This window comes from Nonomuraea sp. NPDC052129, from assembly GCF_040680095.1.
In the GTDB taxonomy this organism is placed as follows: Bacteria; Actinomycetota; Actinomycetes; order Streptosporangiales; family Streptosporangiaceae; genus Nonomuraea.
The window spans coordinates 146,834-163,024 of record NZ_JBFAVX010000024.1 but is presented as its reverse complement, the minus strand read 5'-3'; the positions used below and the strand labels follow the sequence as shown (position 1 = coordinate 163,024).

At 71.7% G+C, this 16,191-nt stretch carries 11 protein-coding genes; 4 read left to right on the top strand and 7 right to left on the bottom strand.

The window, feature by feature from the left end; translation table 11 throughout:
* Nucleotide 1: 1 nt before the first annotated feature.
* A complete protein-coding gene (locus AB0L53_RS39500) occupies nt 2-1,945 on the bottom strand; it encodes a primary-amine oxidase (protein ID WP_364005580.1) in 1,944 nt (647 codons plus the stop codon).
* A 96-nt stretch (nt 1,946-2,041) separates the two neighbouring features.
* Here AB0L53_RS39500 and AB0L53_RS39495 point away from each other — a divergent pair, with 96 nt between their 5' ends.
* On the top strand, nt 2,042-3,064 hold the full coding sequence (locus AB0L53_RS39495; RefSeq protein WP_364005577.1) for a LacI family DNA-binding transcriptional regulator: 1,023 nt from the start codon (nt 2,042-2,044) through the stop codon (nt 3,062-3,064).
* On the opposite strand, the gene AB0L53_RS39490 is transcribed toward AB0L53_RS39495, so the two are convergent.
* Nucleotides 3,059-3,757: a response regulator transcription factor gene (locus AB0L53_RS39490; RefSeq protein WP_364005574.1), complete on the bottom strand. Its 699-nt coding sequence runs from the start codon at nt 3,755-3,757 to the stop codon at nt 3,059-3,061. The genes AB0L53_RS39495 and AB0L53_RS39490 overlap by 6 nt on opposite strands.
* Nucleotides 3,745-4,947, bottom strand: a complete 1,203-nt coding sequence (locus AB0L53_RS39485; protein WP_364005571.1) for a histidine kinase — start codon at nt 4,945-4,947, stop codon at nt 3,745-3,747. Before AB0L53_RS39485 ends, AB0L53_RS39490 begins: the two co-directional genes overlap by 13 nt.
* 131 nt (nt 4,948-5,078) lie before the next feature.
* Between AB0L53_RS39485 and AB0L53_RS39480 the strand changes: the two genes are divergently transcribed.
* The gene (locus AB0L53_RS39480; RefSeq protein WP_364005568.1) at nt 5,079-6,158 is read left to right on the top strand and encodes a hypothetical protein; all 1,080 of its coding nucleotides are present in this window, start codon (nt 5,079-5,081) and stop codon (nt 6,156-6,158) included.
* Here the strand turns inward: AB0L53_RS39480 and AB0L53_RS39475 are convergent.
* On the bottom strand, nt 6,130-9,282 hold the full coding sequence (locus tag AB0L53_RS39475) for an NACHT domain-containing protein (protein WP_364005565.1): 3,153 nt from the start codon (nt 9,280-9,282) through the stop codon (nt 6,130-6,132). The genes AB0L53_RS39480 and AB0L53_RS39475 overlap by 29 nt on opposite strands.
* Nucleotides 9,283-9,379: 97 nt before the next feature.
* Complete coding sequence (locus tag AB0L53_RS39470) at nt 9,380-11,839, bottom strand: glycoside hydrolase family 3 C-terminal domain-containing protein (RefSeq protein WP_364005563.1); 2,460 nt, start codon at nt 11,837-11,839, stop codon at nt 9,380-9,382.
* Nucleotides 11,840-12,000: 161 nt separating this feature from the next.
* Between AB0L53_RS39470 and AB0L53_RS39465 the strand changes: the two genes are divergently transcribed.
* Together AB0L53_RS39465 and AB0L53_RS39460 are read left to right on the top strand one after the other, a co-directional pair.
* On the top strand, nt 12,001-13,479 hold the full coding sequence (locus AB0L53_RS39465; RefSeq protein WP_364005560.1) for an MFS transporter: 1,479 nt from the start codon (nt 12,001-12,003) through the stop codon (nt 13,477-13,479).
* The gene (locus tag AB0L53_RS39460; RefSeq protein ID WP_364005557.1) at nt 13,476-13,952 is read left to right on the top strand and encodes a MarR family transcriptional regulator; all 477 of its coding nucleotides are present in this window, start codon (nt 13,476-13,478) and stop codon (nt 13,950-13,952) included. Before AB0L53_RS39465 ends, AB0L53_RS39460 begins: the two co-directional genes overlap by 4 nt.
* A gap of 66 nt (nt 13,953-14,018) precedes the next feature.
* Here the strand turns inward: AB0L53_RS39460 and AB0L53_RS39455 are convergent, their stop codons facing one another.
* Both AB0L53_RS39455 and AB0L53_RS39450 read right to left on the bottom strand, forming a co-directional pair.
* Nucleotides 14,019-15,569, bottom strand: a complete 1,551-nt coding sequence (locus tag AB0L53_RS39455; protein ID WP_364005554.1) for a M4 family metallopeptidase — start codon at nt 15,567-15,569, stop codon at nt 14,019-14,021.
* A 146-nt stretch (nt 15,570-15,715) separates the two neighbouring features.
* Nucleotides 15,716-16,180, bottom strand: coding sequence for a hypothetical protein (locus AB0L53_RS39450; protein WP_364005551.1), 465 nt, complete (start codon nt 16,178-16,180; stop codon nt 15,716-15,718).
* Nucleotides 16,181-16,191: the final 11 nt, after the last annotated feature.

The following is a 16,191-nucleotide window of genomic DNA, read 5'->3' as shown; positions in this document are numbered from 1 at the left end:
TCTAGTGGCAGGAGCCCTGGCTGCTCGGCGGAACGTCGAGCGTGGGGTTGCGATCGAAGAACCCGACGGGCTTCAGGGTGAATCCGCACGTGTCGACGGGCATGATCGGCCAGTCCTCGGTACGGGGGAAATGGGTCAGCCCGAACGTGTGCCACAGCACGATGTCCTGGCCGTCGATGTCGCGGTCCGCGGCCGTGTACGCGGGCAGCCCGGCGCCACCCGGATGCTGATTGACCAGGTCACCGGCCGGATAACGCTCCTGGGGATGGTACCTGGTGACCCAGAGATGGCTGGTGGCGAACTCCGCCCTGGCGCGGATCGAGGAGTTCTCGTGGGCGAGCAGGGTGGGCAGGCCCTCGGGGTACAGCGCGTAGCCGACGGGGTCGCCCAGGCGGTTGGTCACCTGCGGGTTGACCACGTGCCAGGTCCGGCCCGTGGCCAGGTCCGCGTCGCGCCTGCCCTCCGCTTCGGTGCGCAGCCTGGTGGCCTTGCGGCCGAAGGCGTTGCCGTACGGGTTGCGCTCGTCCATGGGCAGGCGTACGACCTCCACCTCGTCCACCGCGTTGGCCGGGCCGTCGACCATCATGTCCAGCCGAGCGGAGAACAGGTGCTGGTGGTAGGGCGCCGCCAGCCCCGGCGCCACCTGCGAGCCGTACGGCGCGGCCCGCTCGTCGTAGGCGCCAGTGAACACGATGCCGGTGGCCTTGACCTCCAGCTCGATGGTGCCGTCGAGGTAGAGGTACCAGTAGAAGCCGTAGTCGTAGTTGCCGACGGTGACGAAGAAGGAGATCACCAGCCGCCGCTGCCTGCGTGTCTCGCGGGATTCGTTGGCCGGGTCGGTGTGCTTCCACAGCACGCCGTAGTCCTCCTCATGCATGCAGATCGCGTTCGGCAGCACCTTGGGCGAGCCGTCGCCGCCGGTGACGGTGACGTCGAAGTAGGTGATCTCGCCCAGGCAGTCGCAGCCCAGCTCCAGCGCGTTGGCCAGCTTGCCGAGCTGGTATTCGCCGGTGTCGAAGTAGTTCTGCCAGAACCGGACCGGGCTCGGGTCCCCGTAGGGCACCAACATCTCGGCCACCGACGCCCGGTAGACGATGGGCCGCCCGTCGAAGCCGATCTGGTGCAGGACCAGGCCCTCGCGCATGTCGTAGCCGAGGCGGACGTTCCACTTCTCCCAGGTGACGAGGTTGCCGTCGATGCCGAAGCTGGGGCCCTCCGGCTGGGTGATGTGGATCGGGCGCTGGCTGGTGCGGTGCTCGCGCTCCAGGTGGTAGTCGCCCGGCTCGGCGGGGATGGGCAGCACGCCGGTGTCGACGATCTCGATCACCACGCCCTTGAGCAGGTCGACGAAGGCCACCAGGCCGTCGATCGGGTGCGCCCAGGGCAGGCTCTCCTCGGTCGGGCGCAGGTGGGCCAGCACGCGGGCGATCCGCCTGCCCTCCTCGCCCGGCAGGCCGTAGCTACCCGCCGACAGGGCGGCGAGCCACACCAGGGCCGTGTCGTCCAGGCCGCGCCGGGCCAGCGCCGCGGCCCAGCCGGCGTCGGCGCCGAGCACCCGCCTGACCAGCTCGTGCTCCTCGTCCAGCATGGGGACCTGGCCGTCGGTGATCGGGTCGATCGGCCGGCGCTCCACCACGTGTCCCTCGGTGAGCGAGACGACCACGTCCTGCGCCTGCTCGCTCGCCAGGTCGAGCACGAGGGCGCGGGCCCGCCGGGCAGCGGGCGCCTCGCCGAGCACGTCCTCCTTCGGGGGCTCCTCGATCCCGAGGTAGGCCACCCGGCCGGTGGCGGCCAGCACTCCGTCGTCCGCCATGATCCGCCTGGCGTCCTCGATCTCCTGCGCACTGAGCGGGTCGAGCGGATGCGACCGCTCCCCGACCCCGAGAACCCGCCGTCCAGCTGCCATCCGGCTCTCCGCCCCTTTCTTGCCGGAACGTTCCGGCATGCGGGCCAACATACTTCCGCCTCAGGACGAGGACAAGACCTTTCGCCAGGTCGATACATGGCGGAAACAGATCACCGGTGGGGCTAGCATCGGGGCGTGCATGCAGACGAGCCGGCCACTATCCTCACGGTCGCCAAGACGGCAGGGGTCTCCAAGACGACCGCGTCCGACGCGCTCAGGGGGTCCGGCCGGGTGTCGGAGGAGACCAGGGCCAGGGTGATGGAGGCCGCCGACGCGCTCGGCTACGTACCCAACGGGTCGGCCAGGCACCTGCGCCGCGCGAGCACCGGCACCATCGGCCTGCACGTGCCGGAGGTGCTCACCCGCTCGTCCTACTACATGTCGTTCGTGTTCGGGGTCGTGCAGGGGGCGGCCGACAACGACTACGACGTCACGCTGATCACCTCGGGCCGCCGCACCCCGCGCGTCGACGGCCTCGTGCTGGGCGACCCCCTGGGCGACGACCCGATCGTGGCCAAGCTCATGGACACCGGCCTGCCCACGGTCACCTGCGAACGCTTCACCGGCACCGGCCGGGCCGACGGCGTGGTCCGCTCCGAACACGCCGAGATGCTGGGCCGCCTGATGGACCACCTGCGCGCCTCCGGCGCGACCCGTCCCGCGCTCATCGTGGCCGGCGACGTGAGCGACTGGGCCGCCTCCGTACACCGGGGGTTCCGCGACTGGTGCGTCCGGCACGACGTTGATCCGCTGGTCCGTACGGTCCCCTTCGACTGCTCGGCGGGCGAGGTCCACGAGGCCGCCCGCGAGCTGCTGGCGCTGGAGCCGCGCATCGACGCGCTGGTGTGCGGGCCCGCCGGATCGGCCACGGACCTGCTGCCGCTCCTGCGCGAGGAGGGCCGCGACCTGCTCCGCCGTGAGGACGAAAGCGACCCGCGTCGCGAGGGGGGCCGCGAGCTGCTGCTCGCGTCGTGCGTCGACAGCCCCGCCATGCAGCTGGCCGACCCGCCCATCACCGCCATCGACCTGCGGCCCAGGGAGGCGGGGGTACGGTGCGCGGAGCTGCTCTTCGACCTGCTGTCGGGCACGGCTTCGGCGGGGACGGAGCGGATCCACCCCATCGAGCTCACCCTGCGAGCCTCCACGCGGGGTTCATGACGCGCCTTCGGCATCGTGGACGACCAGGGCGAGCTGGACCCGGTTGTCCAGAGCCGCCTTGGTGAGGATGCGCGAGATGTAGCCCTTGACCGTGCCGACGCTCATGTGCAGCTCAGCGGCGATGACCGCGTTGGGCTTGCCCTGCCCCACCGCCAGCGCGACCTCACGCTCCCGCTCGCTGAGCCGCGCCAGCACCGTCCGGGCGTCGGCACGGCGACGGCTCTCCTCCTCGGGCACCAGGTGGGCGATCAGCCGCCGGGTGACGCTCGGGGACAGGATCGGCTCGCCGTCCACGACCCGGCGGATGGCATCGACGATCCCCTCCGGCGGGGTGTCCTTGAGCAGGAACCCGCCGGCCCCTGCCCGCAGCGCCTTGAACACGTGCTCGTCGGCGTCGAACGTGGTGAGCACGACCACCTCGGGCGCCTGGGGCCGGCTACGCAGCCGCCGGGTCGCCTCGATGCCGTCGAGGCCGGGCATCCGGATGTCCATCAGCACCACGTCGGGAGCGTGCGCGTCGACCGCGGCCACCACCTCCCCGCCATCGGCCACCGCCCCCACCACCTGGAGGTCGGCCGCGCCTTTGAGCATCAACGTCAGACCGGCGCGGACAAGCGCGTCGTCGTCGACGATCAGCACCCGGATCGACGGCCGTGGCGGCGACTGCGGCTGCGGCTCACTCACACCGGCCATGGTAACCACGCCGCCAGCCGGAACCCGCCACCCACCACCGGCCCGCACTCAAGCCGCCCGCCGGCCAGCACCGCCCGCTCCGCCAACCCGGCCAGCCCGGCCCCCGCCCCGGTCGTCCCGAGACCGGCGTTCCCCACACCCGGATCTGATGAAGCCGCCCCGCTAGGCGACGGATTGTGTACCTCGACCCGCAGCTCGGCGCCCGCCGTACCGGAGATGACGACCGTGACCGGCTGGCCGGGCGCGTGCTTGCGCGCGTTCGTGAGCCCCTCCTGGACGATGCGGTAAGCGGCGCGCCCGGTGACCTCCGGCAGGTCGGCCAGCCGGAGCCCGTGATCGCGCAGCTCGACCCGCATCCCGGCGCTCCGGGACTCCGCCACGAGCGACGTGAGATCCGGGCGGCCGGGCGACAGCGAGCCGTCATCGGACGGCGGCGCCTCGCGAAGCACCGAGATCACCGCCCGCAGCTCCTCCAGCGCCAGCCGCGCGCTCGACCGGATCACCCCCGCCGCGTCGGCCACCTCCCCCGGCGTGGCGTCCGCGTTGAACTCCAGCGCCCCCGCGTGCACCGCCAGCAACGACAGCCGGTGGGCGAGGACGTCGTGCATCTCCCGCGCGATGCCGATCCGCTCGGCCCGGCGCGCCTCTTCGGCTCGCAGCCGCTGGTCGGCCTCGGCCCGGCGGGCCCGCTCGGCCAGCGACAGCACCAGCTCCCGCCGGGTGCGCGCCAGCATCCCCCAGCCGGTCAGCGCCCCGCCGAACAGCACGCCCACCAACGCCCACACCGGATAGGGCGCCAGCCCCGGCGGCCGCCAGGCGAACCTGCCCAGCGTCGCGGCCACCCCCGCCACCCCCACCGCGATCGCGGCGGGCGGCTTCCGGTAGAGGGCCACGATCAGCGTGGCGATCCCGGCCGCCACCGAGGCGGCCGCGGCCGGCACCGACAGCGCGATGACGGCCAGCCCCATGGTCACCGGCCATCTGCGGCACAACCACAGCCCCGCGCAGGCCAGAGCGCCGCCCGCCACATCGGCCACCAGATACCAGCCCGGCGTGCCGCCCGTCAGATCACCCCAGACGACCCCGACCGCGCCGGCGAGCGCGAGCATGAACCCACCCGCCCCGACCGCCCAGTCGCGCCGCGACCGAATCCAGCCGGGCCGTACGTCTTCCGCACCGGCCACGAACATGACCGCTGATGCTAGCCCGCCACCGACCCGTGCGTAAGCAACCAAAGTCACTGCCGGACGACGACCAAGGCTGCCATGGAGCGGTCTTCCGGCAGCAGCGGTGATCACCCGTCGCGCGGCACCGTGGCCGCATGACCACAACAGACTCCAGCGGACGCCGCCGGTGGGCCGCGCTGCTGCTCGCGGTGATCACCCCGCTCGTCGCCGAGCTCACCCTCGGCAACCCGCCTCTGAGCCAGATCTGGCTGATGCTCCTGTGGGTGCCGATCTACGGCGCGGGCACCGTGCTGATCCGCGAGCTGGTACGCCGGCGCGGCGCGGGCTGGCTCTCGATCGTGCTGCTCGGGCTCGCGTACGGCATCGTCGAGGAGGGCCTGGCGTTGCAGGCGCTCAGCAGCCCCACCCTGTACGGCGTCGCCGGGTGGGCGCCCAGGATCCTCGGGCTGAACAGCGCGTACACCGAGCTAAACCTCCCCTACCACGCCGTGTTCAGTGTGGCGCTGCCGATCCTGCTGGTCGACCTGGTGTTCCCGGGCATGCGCGACAGGCCGTACCTGAAGCGGACCGGGCTGGTGGTGACCGGGGTGGTGTTCGTGCTGGGCGCGGCGCTGCTGCGGTTGAGCGTGACGGGCTTCATCGACCCCGGCTACCAGGCGCCGCTCCCGGTGGTTGCGGGCTGCCTGGCGGCCGTGGCCCTGCTCGCGGTGCTGGCACTGCGTGTCGTCCCCCGCGCCTCGCACCCTGTTCCCGGCACATCGCAAACCGCCCCGCACACGGCGCAGACCGCGCGGCACTCATCGGCTCCGGCCGCCGGTACGGGCGCGGTGCCCGGTTCGTGGGCCGTGGCGGCTTTCGGGGGCCTCGTCGCGTTCGGCTATCTGGCGCTCCTGTTCCCCTTCGGCGGCGCCACGCAGCCCGCCTTCACCCGGGGCAACTGGGTGGTGGTGCCGATGCTGGCCGCCGCGGCCCTCGCGGTGCTCGCGTGGCGGCTGGTCCGCCGCTGGACGACGAGCGGCGCGTGGACGGACCGGCACAGCCTCGCGCTGGCCGGTGGGGCGCTGGTGGCGCACACCGCCTTCGGAGTGCTGGCCAACGCCGCGACCCTCACCGAGCGGGCCGAACTGACGGCGCTCGGGCTGGTCATGATCGGCCTGCTGGCACTGCTCGGCCGCCGCTCACGGGTCAGCCAGACAGCTCCCACAACTGGATGATCTTGTCTTCCGCGACGGTGGCGAACAGGTGCCCGTCGGGGCTGAAGGCCGCCGCGGTGGACCACTGGCCCTGCGGGACCCGCAGGATCTCCCATACCTCCGTACCGTCCCCGACATCCCAGAGCCGGACGTCGGAACCGTATCCGGCGGCGGCCAGCAGGGTGCCGTCAGGGCTGAACACGACGCGCCGGGCCTTCTCGCGCAGCGTGACGAGGGCCGCGCCGGAGCCGGCGTCCCAGACGCGGGTGGCGTCGGAGCCTGCGGTGGCCAGCAGGGTGCCGTCGGGGCTGAACGCCACGTCACGCGTCCACGAGAACAGTTCGGTATCCGATGCGTGCAGCCGCAGCAGCGCTATGCCGGTCTCCGAGTCCCAGATCTCCGCCTCCCAGGTCCGGTCGCGTCCCCAGGAGCTGGAGGAGGCGGTGGCCAGGCGGGTTCCGTCGGGGCTGAAGGCGAGGCCGTGAGGGCCGCCGAGGTGCGCGATGCGCAGGAGTTCGGTGCCGTCCGTCACGTCCCAGATGCGAGTGGCGGCCTCGGTGTCGCCGACGGCCAGGCGGGCGCTGTCAGGGCTGAAGGCCATCGCCTGTACGCCGCCGTCGTTGCCGAGCTCCACGAGCTCGGCGCCGGTGGCGAGGTCGGCGATCCAGATCTTGCCGGTGGTGGCGTCGAAGTCCCTGAGGCCCAGGCGTTCCCTGGTGAAGGCGATCAGCCGGCCGTCGGGACTGATCGCCGCCATCGGTCCCGTGTCCAGCAGGCGGGCGAACAGGCGGCCGCTGTGACGGAAGACGCGCTCGGGGCCGCCGGTCAGGTCCGCCAGCGTGGTGGTGCCCTCGCCGGTCCAGGCCAGGCGGGTGCCGTCCGGGCTGAACGCGAGGCCGCTGACCTTCCGAGGGGTCTCGATCGTACGCAAGGGCACGGGGGTGACCACCCGGCCGGCGCGGCGAGGCACAGGCGGACGAGGTGTGATGGCCTGCCGGGAAGTGGTAACCGGCGTCCCACGCCCAGCGAGATGGTCGTGGAACTCGGCGTGCCGGAACTGGTAGAGCGGCCCGACCGCGCGCAGCAGCCCGAGGCGGTGCGCGTCGTCCAGGAACGCCATCAACCGCCGCGGCAGCCGCCCCTGCCGGGCCAGGCGGAAGGCGGCCAGCTCGTAGACCGGCCAGGCGTGGTGCTGCCCTGACACGAGCCCGGACGTCATGCCGGCCATGGTCGCGACCAGGGTCGCGACCGCTATCTCACCTGCGGATCCGCCCGTCGCCCCGATCAGGGCGGCGCCGATGATCGCGCCGAGCGCCCCTCCGGCGAGCAGCCGTACCCGGTTGAGCCTGCGGTCCGCGCGCCAGCTCGTGAGCGGCGTGCTGGCCTTTCCGTCCATCACCGGAATCTCGGCCCACTCGGCCACCGCCTCCGTCGCGAAGACGAGCAGCATCCCCGGCCCGAACACCACCGCCACGACGAATGCCCCCACCAGCGCGTCTGTGAGCGCGGCGCCCGTCACGAGATTGACCACCGCCTGCACGACGCCGCCCAGCAGCGCGGACCCAAGCGCTATCCCGCTCGCGATCGCGAAGCCGGCCAGCAGCTTGTTGAGCAGTGGGAAGATCCGCCGCCTGATCCGCAGGTCGGCGTAGCCGGGCCGGTCACGCACCCAGTACGGGTTGCCGGACCTTTCCTGATACATGGTGATGATCCCCAGACCGCCGCCGAGGAACCACCACGTGAAGGCGTCCAACGCCAGTGTGGCGAGTACCCCTCCCCAGGCCACGCTCGCCACCAGCACCAAGACCGTGACTCCCGGCCCCGGGGGCGACCGGCGCATGGTCAAGGCCGCGAGCCGCCACCAGGCGAAGTCCCTGACCCCGATGCTCTTGCCGCCCAGAGGTACGGCCTCGGCCTCGACGGGGGTGCGGTCGAGCAGCGTGGCCAGGTAGCTGAGCCATTGGGTGACCTGTTCGGGCTGGTAGACGCGGCTGGGCCGGAACAGGTCGGCCTCGTCCTTCCGCGCGGGAGGGCGGGCCTCGATGAGCGCCGGGACGAGCCGGTCGAACAGGTGGGCGCGGAGCTCGGCCGCGGTGGCGAAGCGGGCGGGGTCGAGCAGCCGGGACGGATCGGCGGCCGGTCCGTAGACGGTGCGCAGCAGCCACAGCCCCAAAGGGCTGGACACGGTCTCGGACAGCGGCGTCGGCCCGTCCTCGAGTAGCCGGTCGAGCAGACGTTCCCAACCGGGATGCGGAGCGGTCCGTGCGAGGATGCCGTCCAGGTAGTCGGCGGCTGCAGCGGCCGACATGGGCTCCGCCTCGATCACGGCGGCCCGGCCCAGCGCCTGCGCAGCGGCGATGTACTCGGCGGTGCGGCTGGTGAGGACGAGCTGGGTCTCCGGGGGGAGCGCCTGGTTGAGCTCGGCCAGCGCCCCGGGTAACGAGGCGGCCGGCATCTCGTCCAGCCCGTCGAGGACCGGCACGATCTTGCCGTCGCGGAAGAGCCGGCGCGCCATGTCCTTGCCGTACGCGGGCAGCGCCGGATAGGTCTGCTCCAGCCGGTCGACCAGCCAATCCTCGAACTGCGGATACTCCTTGACGTCCCAGCCATTCATTGTCAGCAGCACCGGCACCGAGCCGTCCTGGCTCTTCAGCAACTCGCGTACGAGCTGGATCGCCAGCGTCGTCTTGCCGGCGCCGGGGCCGCCCAGCACGACCAGGCGGCGGCCTGACACGCGGAACCGGTCAGCCAGCCCCTCGATCTGGTCACCCGATCCCGACCAGGTGATCTCCCCTCCGATGCGCGGACCTTCGACGAAGCGCGCCTCGTCGCGCAGGTTCCACCGCACGGGCATCGGGTCCAGCCCCAGCCCCAGCACCCGGGTGGCCTCGTTGTACCACTGGTTGTTCACCATCTCCCTGAGCTTGGCGAGCGCGGGCTCCACCGGCGTGACCTGGGCGACCTTCCTCGCGCCAAGTGCGCCCATCACGACGACCAGGCCGAACAGGCCGGTCAGGCCCCAGGTGAGCGGCTTCCACCACCACGCGTCCACTTCGACGGTGCCGGTCGCCATGTTGCCCACCAGGCCCAGCGCGACGCCCGCGGCCGCCAGCGTGACCGGCGACACCGTCCCACGACCGCCCATACGCACAAGCATCGGGGCTGGAGGCCGCCTGGATCAACAGGGTAGGCAGCACCGAGGACGTCCGCGACCTCCTCGGCGCTACCCGAAGCGAAGCTCGCTACCCGAAGGTGAGGCCGGGAGCCTCGGAAAGCGCCTTCGGGTTCGAGGAGGAGCCGATCTCCAGCTGGAAGGTGCCCGGCTCGACGGTCCAGCGGCCCGCCGCGACGTCCCAGTGTTCGAAGGCGCGCCGCCGGACGGTCACCGTCACCGCGGCCTCCTCACCGGGGGCCGCGTCGACCGTGGCGAACCCGGCCAGCCAGCGCCGGGGACGCTCGACGGCGCTGCCGGGGCGGCTCGCGTACACCTGCACGACCTCACGCCCGGACCTGTCGCCGGCGTTCCGTACGCGAACGGTGACCTCGCCCGCCGCACCATCATCGACGTGGCGGACCTCTGCGGCGCCGTACTCCCAGGTCGTGTAGCCGAGGCCGTGGCCGAAGGGGTACAGGGCCTCGATCTGGCCGCGGTAGCCGATCGCCGGTCCCTCGTCGTAGGCGAGCACGCCGTCGACCGGCTGCGTGGCGGCGTGGTCTCCCTCGTGGAGGGGCCATGAGGTGGGCAGCCGCCCGCCGGGCTCCACGCGGCCGAGCAGTACGTCGGCCAGCGCGTTGCCGTACTCCTGCCCGGGGAACCACGTGAGCAGGACCGCGGCGACCTCCTCGTGCCAGGGCAGCAGGACGGGGGCGCCGGAGTTGACCACGACGATCGTGCGCGGGTTGGCGGCGGCGACGCGGCGGACGAGTTCGTCCTGCCGCCCCGGCAGCGCGAGGCTCGTCCGATCGAACCCCTCGCTCTCGACCTCCTCATTGGTGCCCACGACCACCACGGCGACGTCGGCGGCGCGGGCCAGCGCGACAGCCCGCTCGATCTCCTCCTCGTCCGTGCCGTGCGGCGTCTGCAGATTGAGCTGGAGCGCGGGGCCGGGCAGCCCGCCTTCCGTACGCTCGCGATCATGTACCAGCGTGACCTCGACGCTCTCACCCGCCGCGAGCCGGACGGGGTGGGTCCGCTGCGGCGGCGTCAGCATGGCCTCGACCATGTCCGCGCCCGGCGGCAGCGTGAGCACGGCGTCGTAGGCCTCCTCCCCCGCGATGAGGAGCCGGTGCCGGCCGAGCCCGGAGGAGCCGATCAGGTACGTACCCGCCTCCGTGGCCCTGATCAGGGCACGGACCTCGATCGCGGCGAGCCGCTCCGGCACGACCCCCTCTGGGTAGGAGCCCATCACCCAGTTGAACGCGCCCCCGTCGCGCCGCTCCACCGCGAGCACGGAGCCGTTCTCGTCGAGGTATCTCACCTCAGCACCGTGATCCGTACCGTCGGGCAGGCAGAGCCAGGGGGCCCGCGCGATCGGCGTGCGGGTGTGCGCGACGACGCCGATGGCGTGCGTCACCTCGACACCGTCGCCGACCGCCGCCCGCAGGCCGTCCAGCGGGGAGACCGTGTACGGCGGGAACACGGTGGCGCTCCCACCGCCCAGGGTCCTGGCGACCTCCGCGTTGGGCCCCAGGACGGCGATCCCGCGCAGCTCGGCGGGGGCGAGGGGCAGCGCCCCACCCTCGTTGCGAACCAGCACGAACCCGGCGGCCGCCGTGGCACGCACTTCGGCCGCGACCCGCTCCTCCGTGTACGCCGCGCCGGCAGCGGTGCCGGCGGTGTCGGCAGTGTCGTTGTCCAGGGCGCCGACCCGGGCGGCCAGGCGGAGGATGCGCAGCACCTTCTCGTCCACGGCCGACTCCGGAACCGTGCCCGCCCGTACCGCCGCCACCAGCGCCTCGCCCCACGGACCCGACGGCCCGGGCATCACCAGGTCGAGCGCCGCGTTACCGGCCGCCGCCGTCGAACGGGTGGCGAACCAGTCGGACATCACGACCCCGTCGAACCCCCACTCCTCCCGCAGGACGTCCTGCAGCAGCGGGTTCTCGGTCATGGTCGCGCCGTTCACGCCGTTGTAGGCGGCCATCACCGCCCACACCTCGCCCTCCCGGACGATGGCCTCGAAGGGCGCCAGGTAGAGCTCGCGGAGCGTCCGCTCGTCCACACGGGCGTCGAGGGTCATCCGCTGGGTCTCGGAGTCGTTGGCGACGAAGTGCTTGACCGTCGCGCCCACTCCCCCGCCCTGCACGCCCCGTACGTACGCGACGCCGATCCTGGCCGTCAGCAGCGGGTCCTCGCTGAAGCACTCGAAGTGGCGCCCGCCGTACGGGGACCTGTGCAGGTTGACCGTGGGGGCGAGCAGGACGTCCACCCCCTTACGCCGCGACTCGGCGGCCAGCAGGCGGCCGATCGCCTCGACGCGGGTCTCGTCCCAGGTGGCGGCTAGGGCGGTGGGCGAGGGCACGTTCACGGAGGTGTCGCGCTCGTCCCAGATCTCGCCGCGGACACCGGCCGGGCCGTCCGAGACGACCAGCCGGCGCAGGCCGACGGCCGGTTCGGGGTGGAGCGACCAGAAGTCGGCACCGGTGAGCAGCCTCACCTTCCGCTCCAGGGGAAGGGCGGCGACAAGGCTTTCCAGCTTCATGAGGGGTCCCTGAGGTCGGGGGTGACGGCGTTGGGGCACGTCTTTCACCCCTATTACTGATACGTAGAAGTGAGACGTATCCGTAAACGTAGCCGCAGCCCCGAGAGGAGCACAAGACCCGCGCCTAGCCCGACATTTGGTTCCATGAATATAATTGTTATATGCCAGCAACTAATGAGCCCGTCGCCACCCTCCAGGAGACCGAGCCGCCCGGGCCGGATCGCCGGCGGCGGCTGCTCATCCTCGCGATCTGCTGCCTGAGCCTGTTCATCGTGGGCCTGGACAATACGATCGTGAACGTCGCCCTGCCCGCCATCCAGCGCGACCTGCACGCCTCCGTCTCCGGCCTGCAGTGGATCATCGTCGCCTACACGGTCGTGCTGGCCAGCATGCTCATGCTCTCCGGCTCGACCGCGGACCGGTTCGGGCGACGCCGCACCTTCCAGACCGGTCTGGCGCTGTTCACGCTGGGCTCCCTGCTGTGCTCGCTCGCGCCGAGCCTCGGCTGGCTGGTCGCCGCGCGGGCGCTGCAGGCCGTCGGCGGCTCCATGCTCAACCCGGTCGCCATGTCGATCATCACGAACACGTTCACCGATCCGAGGGAGCGGGCGCGCGCCATCGGCGTGTGGGGTGGCGTGGTCGGGATCAGCATGGCCCTGGGGCCCGTGATCGGCGGGGTGCTGGTGGATTGGGGCACCTGGCAGACGATCTTCTGGATCAACATTCCCGTGGGGCTGGCCGCGCTCGTCCTGTGCGCCTTGTTCGTGCCCGAGTCGCGAGCCCCGCGGGCCCGCCCGATGGATCCCGTCGGGCAGCTCCTGGTCATCGTGCTGCTGGCCGGGCTGACGTACGGTGTCATCGAGGCGCCGTCCGCCGGGTGGGGCTCGGGGCAGACCATCGCCTGCTGCGGGGCGGCCGCGCTGGCACTGACGCTGCTCATCCCGTACGAGCTGCGCCGGGCGGAACCACTGATCAACCCGAGGTTCTTCCGCAGCGTCCCCTTCGCGGGGGCGACGGTCATCGCGATCTGCGCGTTCGCCTCGCTCGGCGGGTTCCTCTTCCTCAACACCCTCTACCTGCAGGACGTCCTCGGCTACTCGGCGCTGCACGCGGGGCTGCTGACCCTGCCGATGGCCGGGCTGACGGTGGTGTGCGCGCCGCTGTCCGGGCGGATCGTCGGCGGCGCCGGGCCGCGCGTGCCGCTGATCGTCGCGGGCGGCGCCATGTCCGTGAGCGCGCTGATCCTGACCGGGCTCACCGCCGACACCCCGACGTGGCAGCTCATAGCCTCGTACGTGGTCTTCGGGCTCGGCTTCGGCATGGTCAACGCCCCGATCACGAACACCGCCGTCTCCGGCATGCCGAACGCCCAGGCCGGGGTCGCCGCCGCCGTGGCCTCCACCAGCCGCCAGATCGGCCAGGCACTGGGCGTCGCGGTGCTCGGATCATTGGTCGCCGCCGCCGTTCAGGGACCATGGCGTACGGGTTTCCCGCAGGCCAGCCACATCGGCTGGTGGATCTGCACGGCATCCGGCGCGGTCGTGCTGGTGCTCGGTATCCTCACCACGAGCCGCTGGGCCAGGCGTACCGCCGAGCACACGACGGAGCGGCTCATCCACAGGATGGCGGGCACCGTATGAGCGACGCGACGAACGACAGCGGGACCGGCGAGGCCACGCAGGACGCCGTCGCCCGTTCCTGGGCGGCCATGTGCTTCCTCGTCCTGAAGCAGGAAAACCGCCGCAAGGAGGTCGCCGACACGCTCGGCATGAGCTTCTTCCGGGCCAAGGCGCTGCGCCGCCTGCTGGGCGGCCCGCTCACCATGCGCGAGCTGACCGCCCGCCTGGGCACGGAGAAGCCGTACACCACGCTGGTCGTGGACAACCTGGAGCAGGCGGGCTACGTCGAGCGCAGCGTGCATCCCGACGATCGCCGCTCCAAGCTCGTCACCCTCACTCCGGACGGCGTCGCCGCCGCCGAACAGGCCGAACGCATCCTGGCCCGGCCACCGCGCTCCCTGCTGGCGCTGGAGCCGGCGGAACTGGCCGCCCTCGACCGGATCATGGCCAAGCTTCAGTCACCCGCCGAGGTGACGAGCGAACAAGCGCCCTGAGACGGCCGGAAGCGCCCTGCTCAGGCGGATTACGGTAGATCCGTGCTGAACAGGGCGCCATCATGCTCAGGGACAGGTCGGCTCGCCGCTCTGCGCGGGTACGTTCACCCCGCTCCAGGCCGCCTTGACGACGTTGAACTCGACACAGCCGGTGAACAGCGTCTTGGCCGCCCGCAGCGTGGCCACGCGGGCCTTGGCGTGCGTCCACGGCGCCGTCTTCATGTTCAGGCCGGTCTGGAAGATCTGGCCCGCCTTGCGGATGCCGACGCCGGTGATGGCCGCGCCGCCGTCGCACCGGCTGCTGGCCGGCTTACCGCTCGGGTTCGTGCCCTCGGCCAGCAGGTAGAACCAGTGGTTCTGCGGTCCGGCCGCCGCGTGCACCTCGGTGCTCGGGATGGAGGAGCTGTAGCAGTTCGGGTCGCCCTCCGCCGACGGGTTGTACATGTTCCTGATCTCGCCGCTTCCCACCAGATTGACCTCCTCGCCGACCAGGTAGTCGGGCGGGTCGAGGCTGGCCGGCTCGTTGGCGTACGCCTCGGTCAGCGCCCCGAAGATGTCACCCGTCGACTCGTTCAGGCCGCCGGCCTCGTTGCCGCTGCCGCTGCTGCCGCCGGAGAACTGGAAGACGCCGTGGCCGAACTCGTGCCCGACGACGTCCATCGACGTGGCCTGCCTGGTGCTCGCGGAGTTGCGGCCGAAGGAGGCGTACGACCCGTTCCAGAAGGCGTTGGCGTCGTTCAGCCCGACCCTCGCGGGGTAGCCGCGGCCCGAGCCGTTGATGCCGTTGCGACCGAGCCACTCGCTGAGCATGCTCCATTCGTGCTGGACCGCGAAGAGCGCGTCGACGCAGGCCGTCTCCAGGTTCGTGCCGCTGCCGTTGCCCCAGCTGTCGGTCGTCTTGGTGTACACCGAGCCGTTCTGGCCACCGCACTGGACGCCGGTGCGCGTGGGGTCGACCATCCGGTACGACGGGGACGTGGCGATGGTGACCGGGTTGCCGTTGTAGTAGCTGTTGCCGGTGCCGTCGACCACCTGGTCCCACTTGTCGATGACCTGGCCGTCACGCGCGTCCACGTACACGTGCATGATGCTCGACTGGTCGGCGGTGGCGGCCACGACCTCCCATGCCAGGCGTGGCGTGGTCGTGGCGGCGTGCACCACGAGAGTCGGCGTGCTGATCGAGGTGGCCTTGGGCGCCACGTTGCGGGCCGTGTCCGCCGCCGCCTGCGCGGCGATCTGCGGCTTGGTGTCCAGGGCGATCTTCGCCTGCTGGCCGGTGTCGATCGTGCTGACGGCCTTGCCGGACTTGTCGGTCGTGACGACTACCTCGCCACCGTAGACGGGCAGGCCGGCGTAGGTACGCGTGTACGTGAGGTGCTGGATGCCGTTGACGCCGGCGATGGTCGACGACAGGGAGAAGGCGTCCTGGTCGGCGGCCAGGAGCTGCGTCCGGTTGGACGCGATGACGCTCTGCGCGGTCGCCACCGCGGTGCCGCGTTCCGAGGGTGAGGGTGGGTCGGCCGCCTGGGCGGTCGCGCTTGTGACGCCCGCCGGTGCGGTGATGGTCAGGGCTAACGCGAGTATGGCGGCAGCGCCCAACCTGAGCTTGGGGTTCACGCTCGTTGCTCCTCAGGGGGGTGGAGTGGACGAGCCCCGGCCGGCTGGGGTTGCACTCAGACTCGCATCGCGAGTGACCTAAGTGATACCTCCCAATTTGCCTATAACGCCGTGGTATAGGGCGCAACGCGCGCGGAGGCTCGCGATCAGGTGGCGTCATCCAGCTGCTCGGCCACCCGCTCCAGGCCGTCCTTGATGAGCCGCCCGTAGTCGTCGTCACCAAGCGCGCCGATCCCGGCTCTGGCCTGCTGGAGGTGCTCACGGGCACGACCGAGATCGCCCAGCTTGCGGTAGCACTCACTCAAGTTCAGGTGCAACGACGGATACAGGCCCGCCACCGGAAGCGCCACCCCGACCTGCGCCACCTGCTCATCGGTGACCCGATCGGCGGCGGCGAGCGCCCGCAGATCCCACATCAGCTCCTGGTGCACGTCGTCCTGCACATCGGCCATCGAGTGGGCGAGAACGCAGACATGCAGCGGATCGCCTTGCTCGCCGCCGATGTCATCCCAGATCTGCGCGAACAGCTCGCGAGCGGCGTCAGGCTGACCTCGGTGGTGATGTAACTCCACCCCCTGGCCGATCCGGGCCATCGTCGCGTCGGCGGTCATCAGCGTCTCCT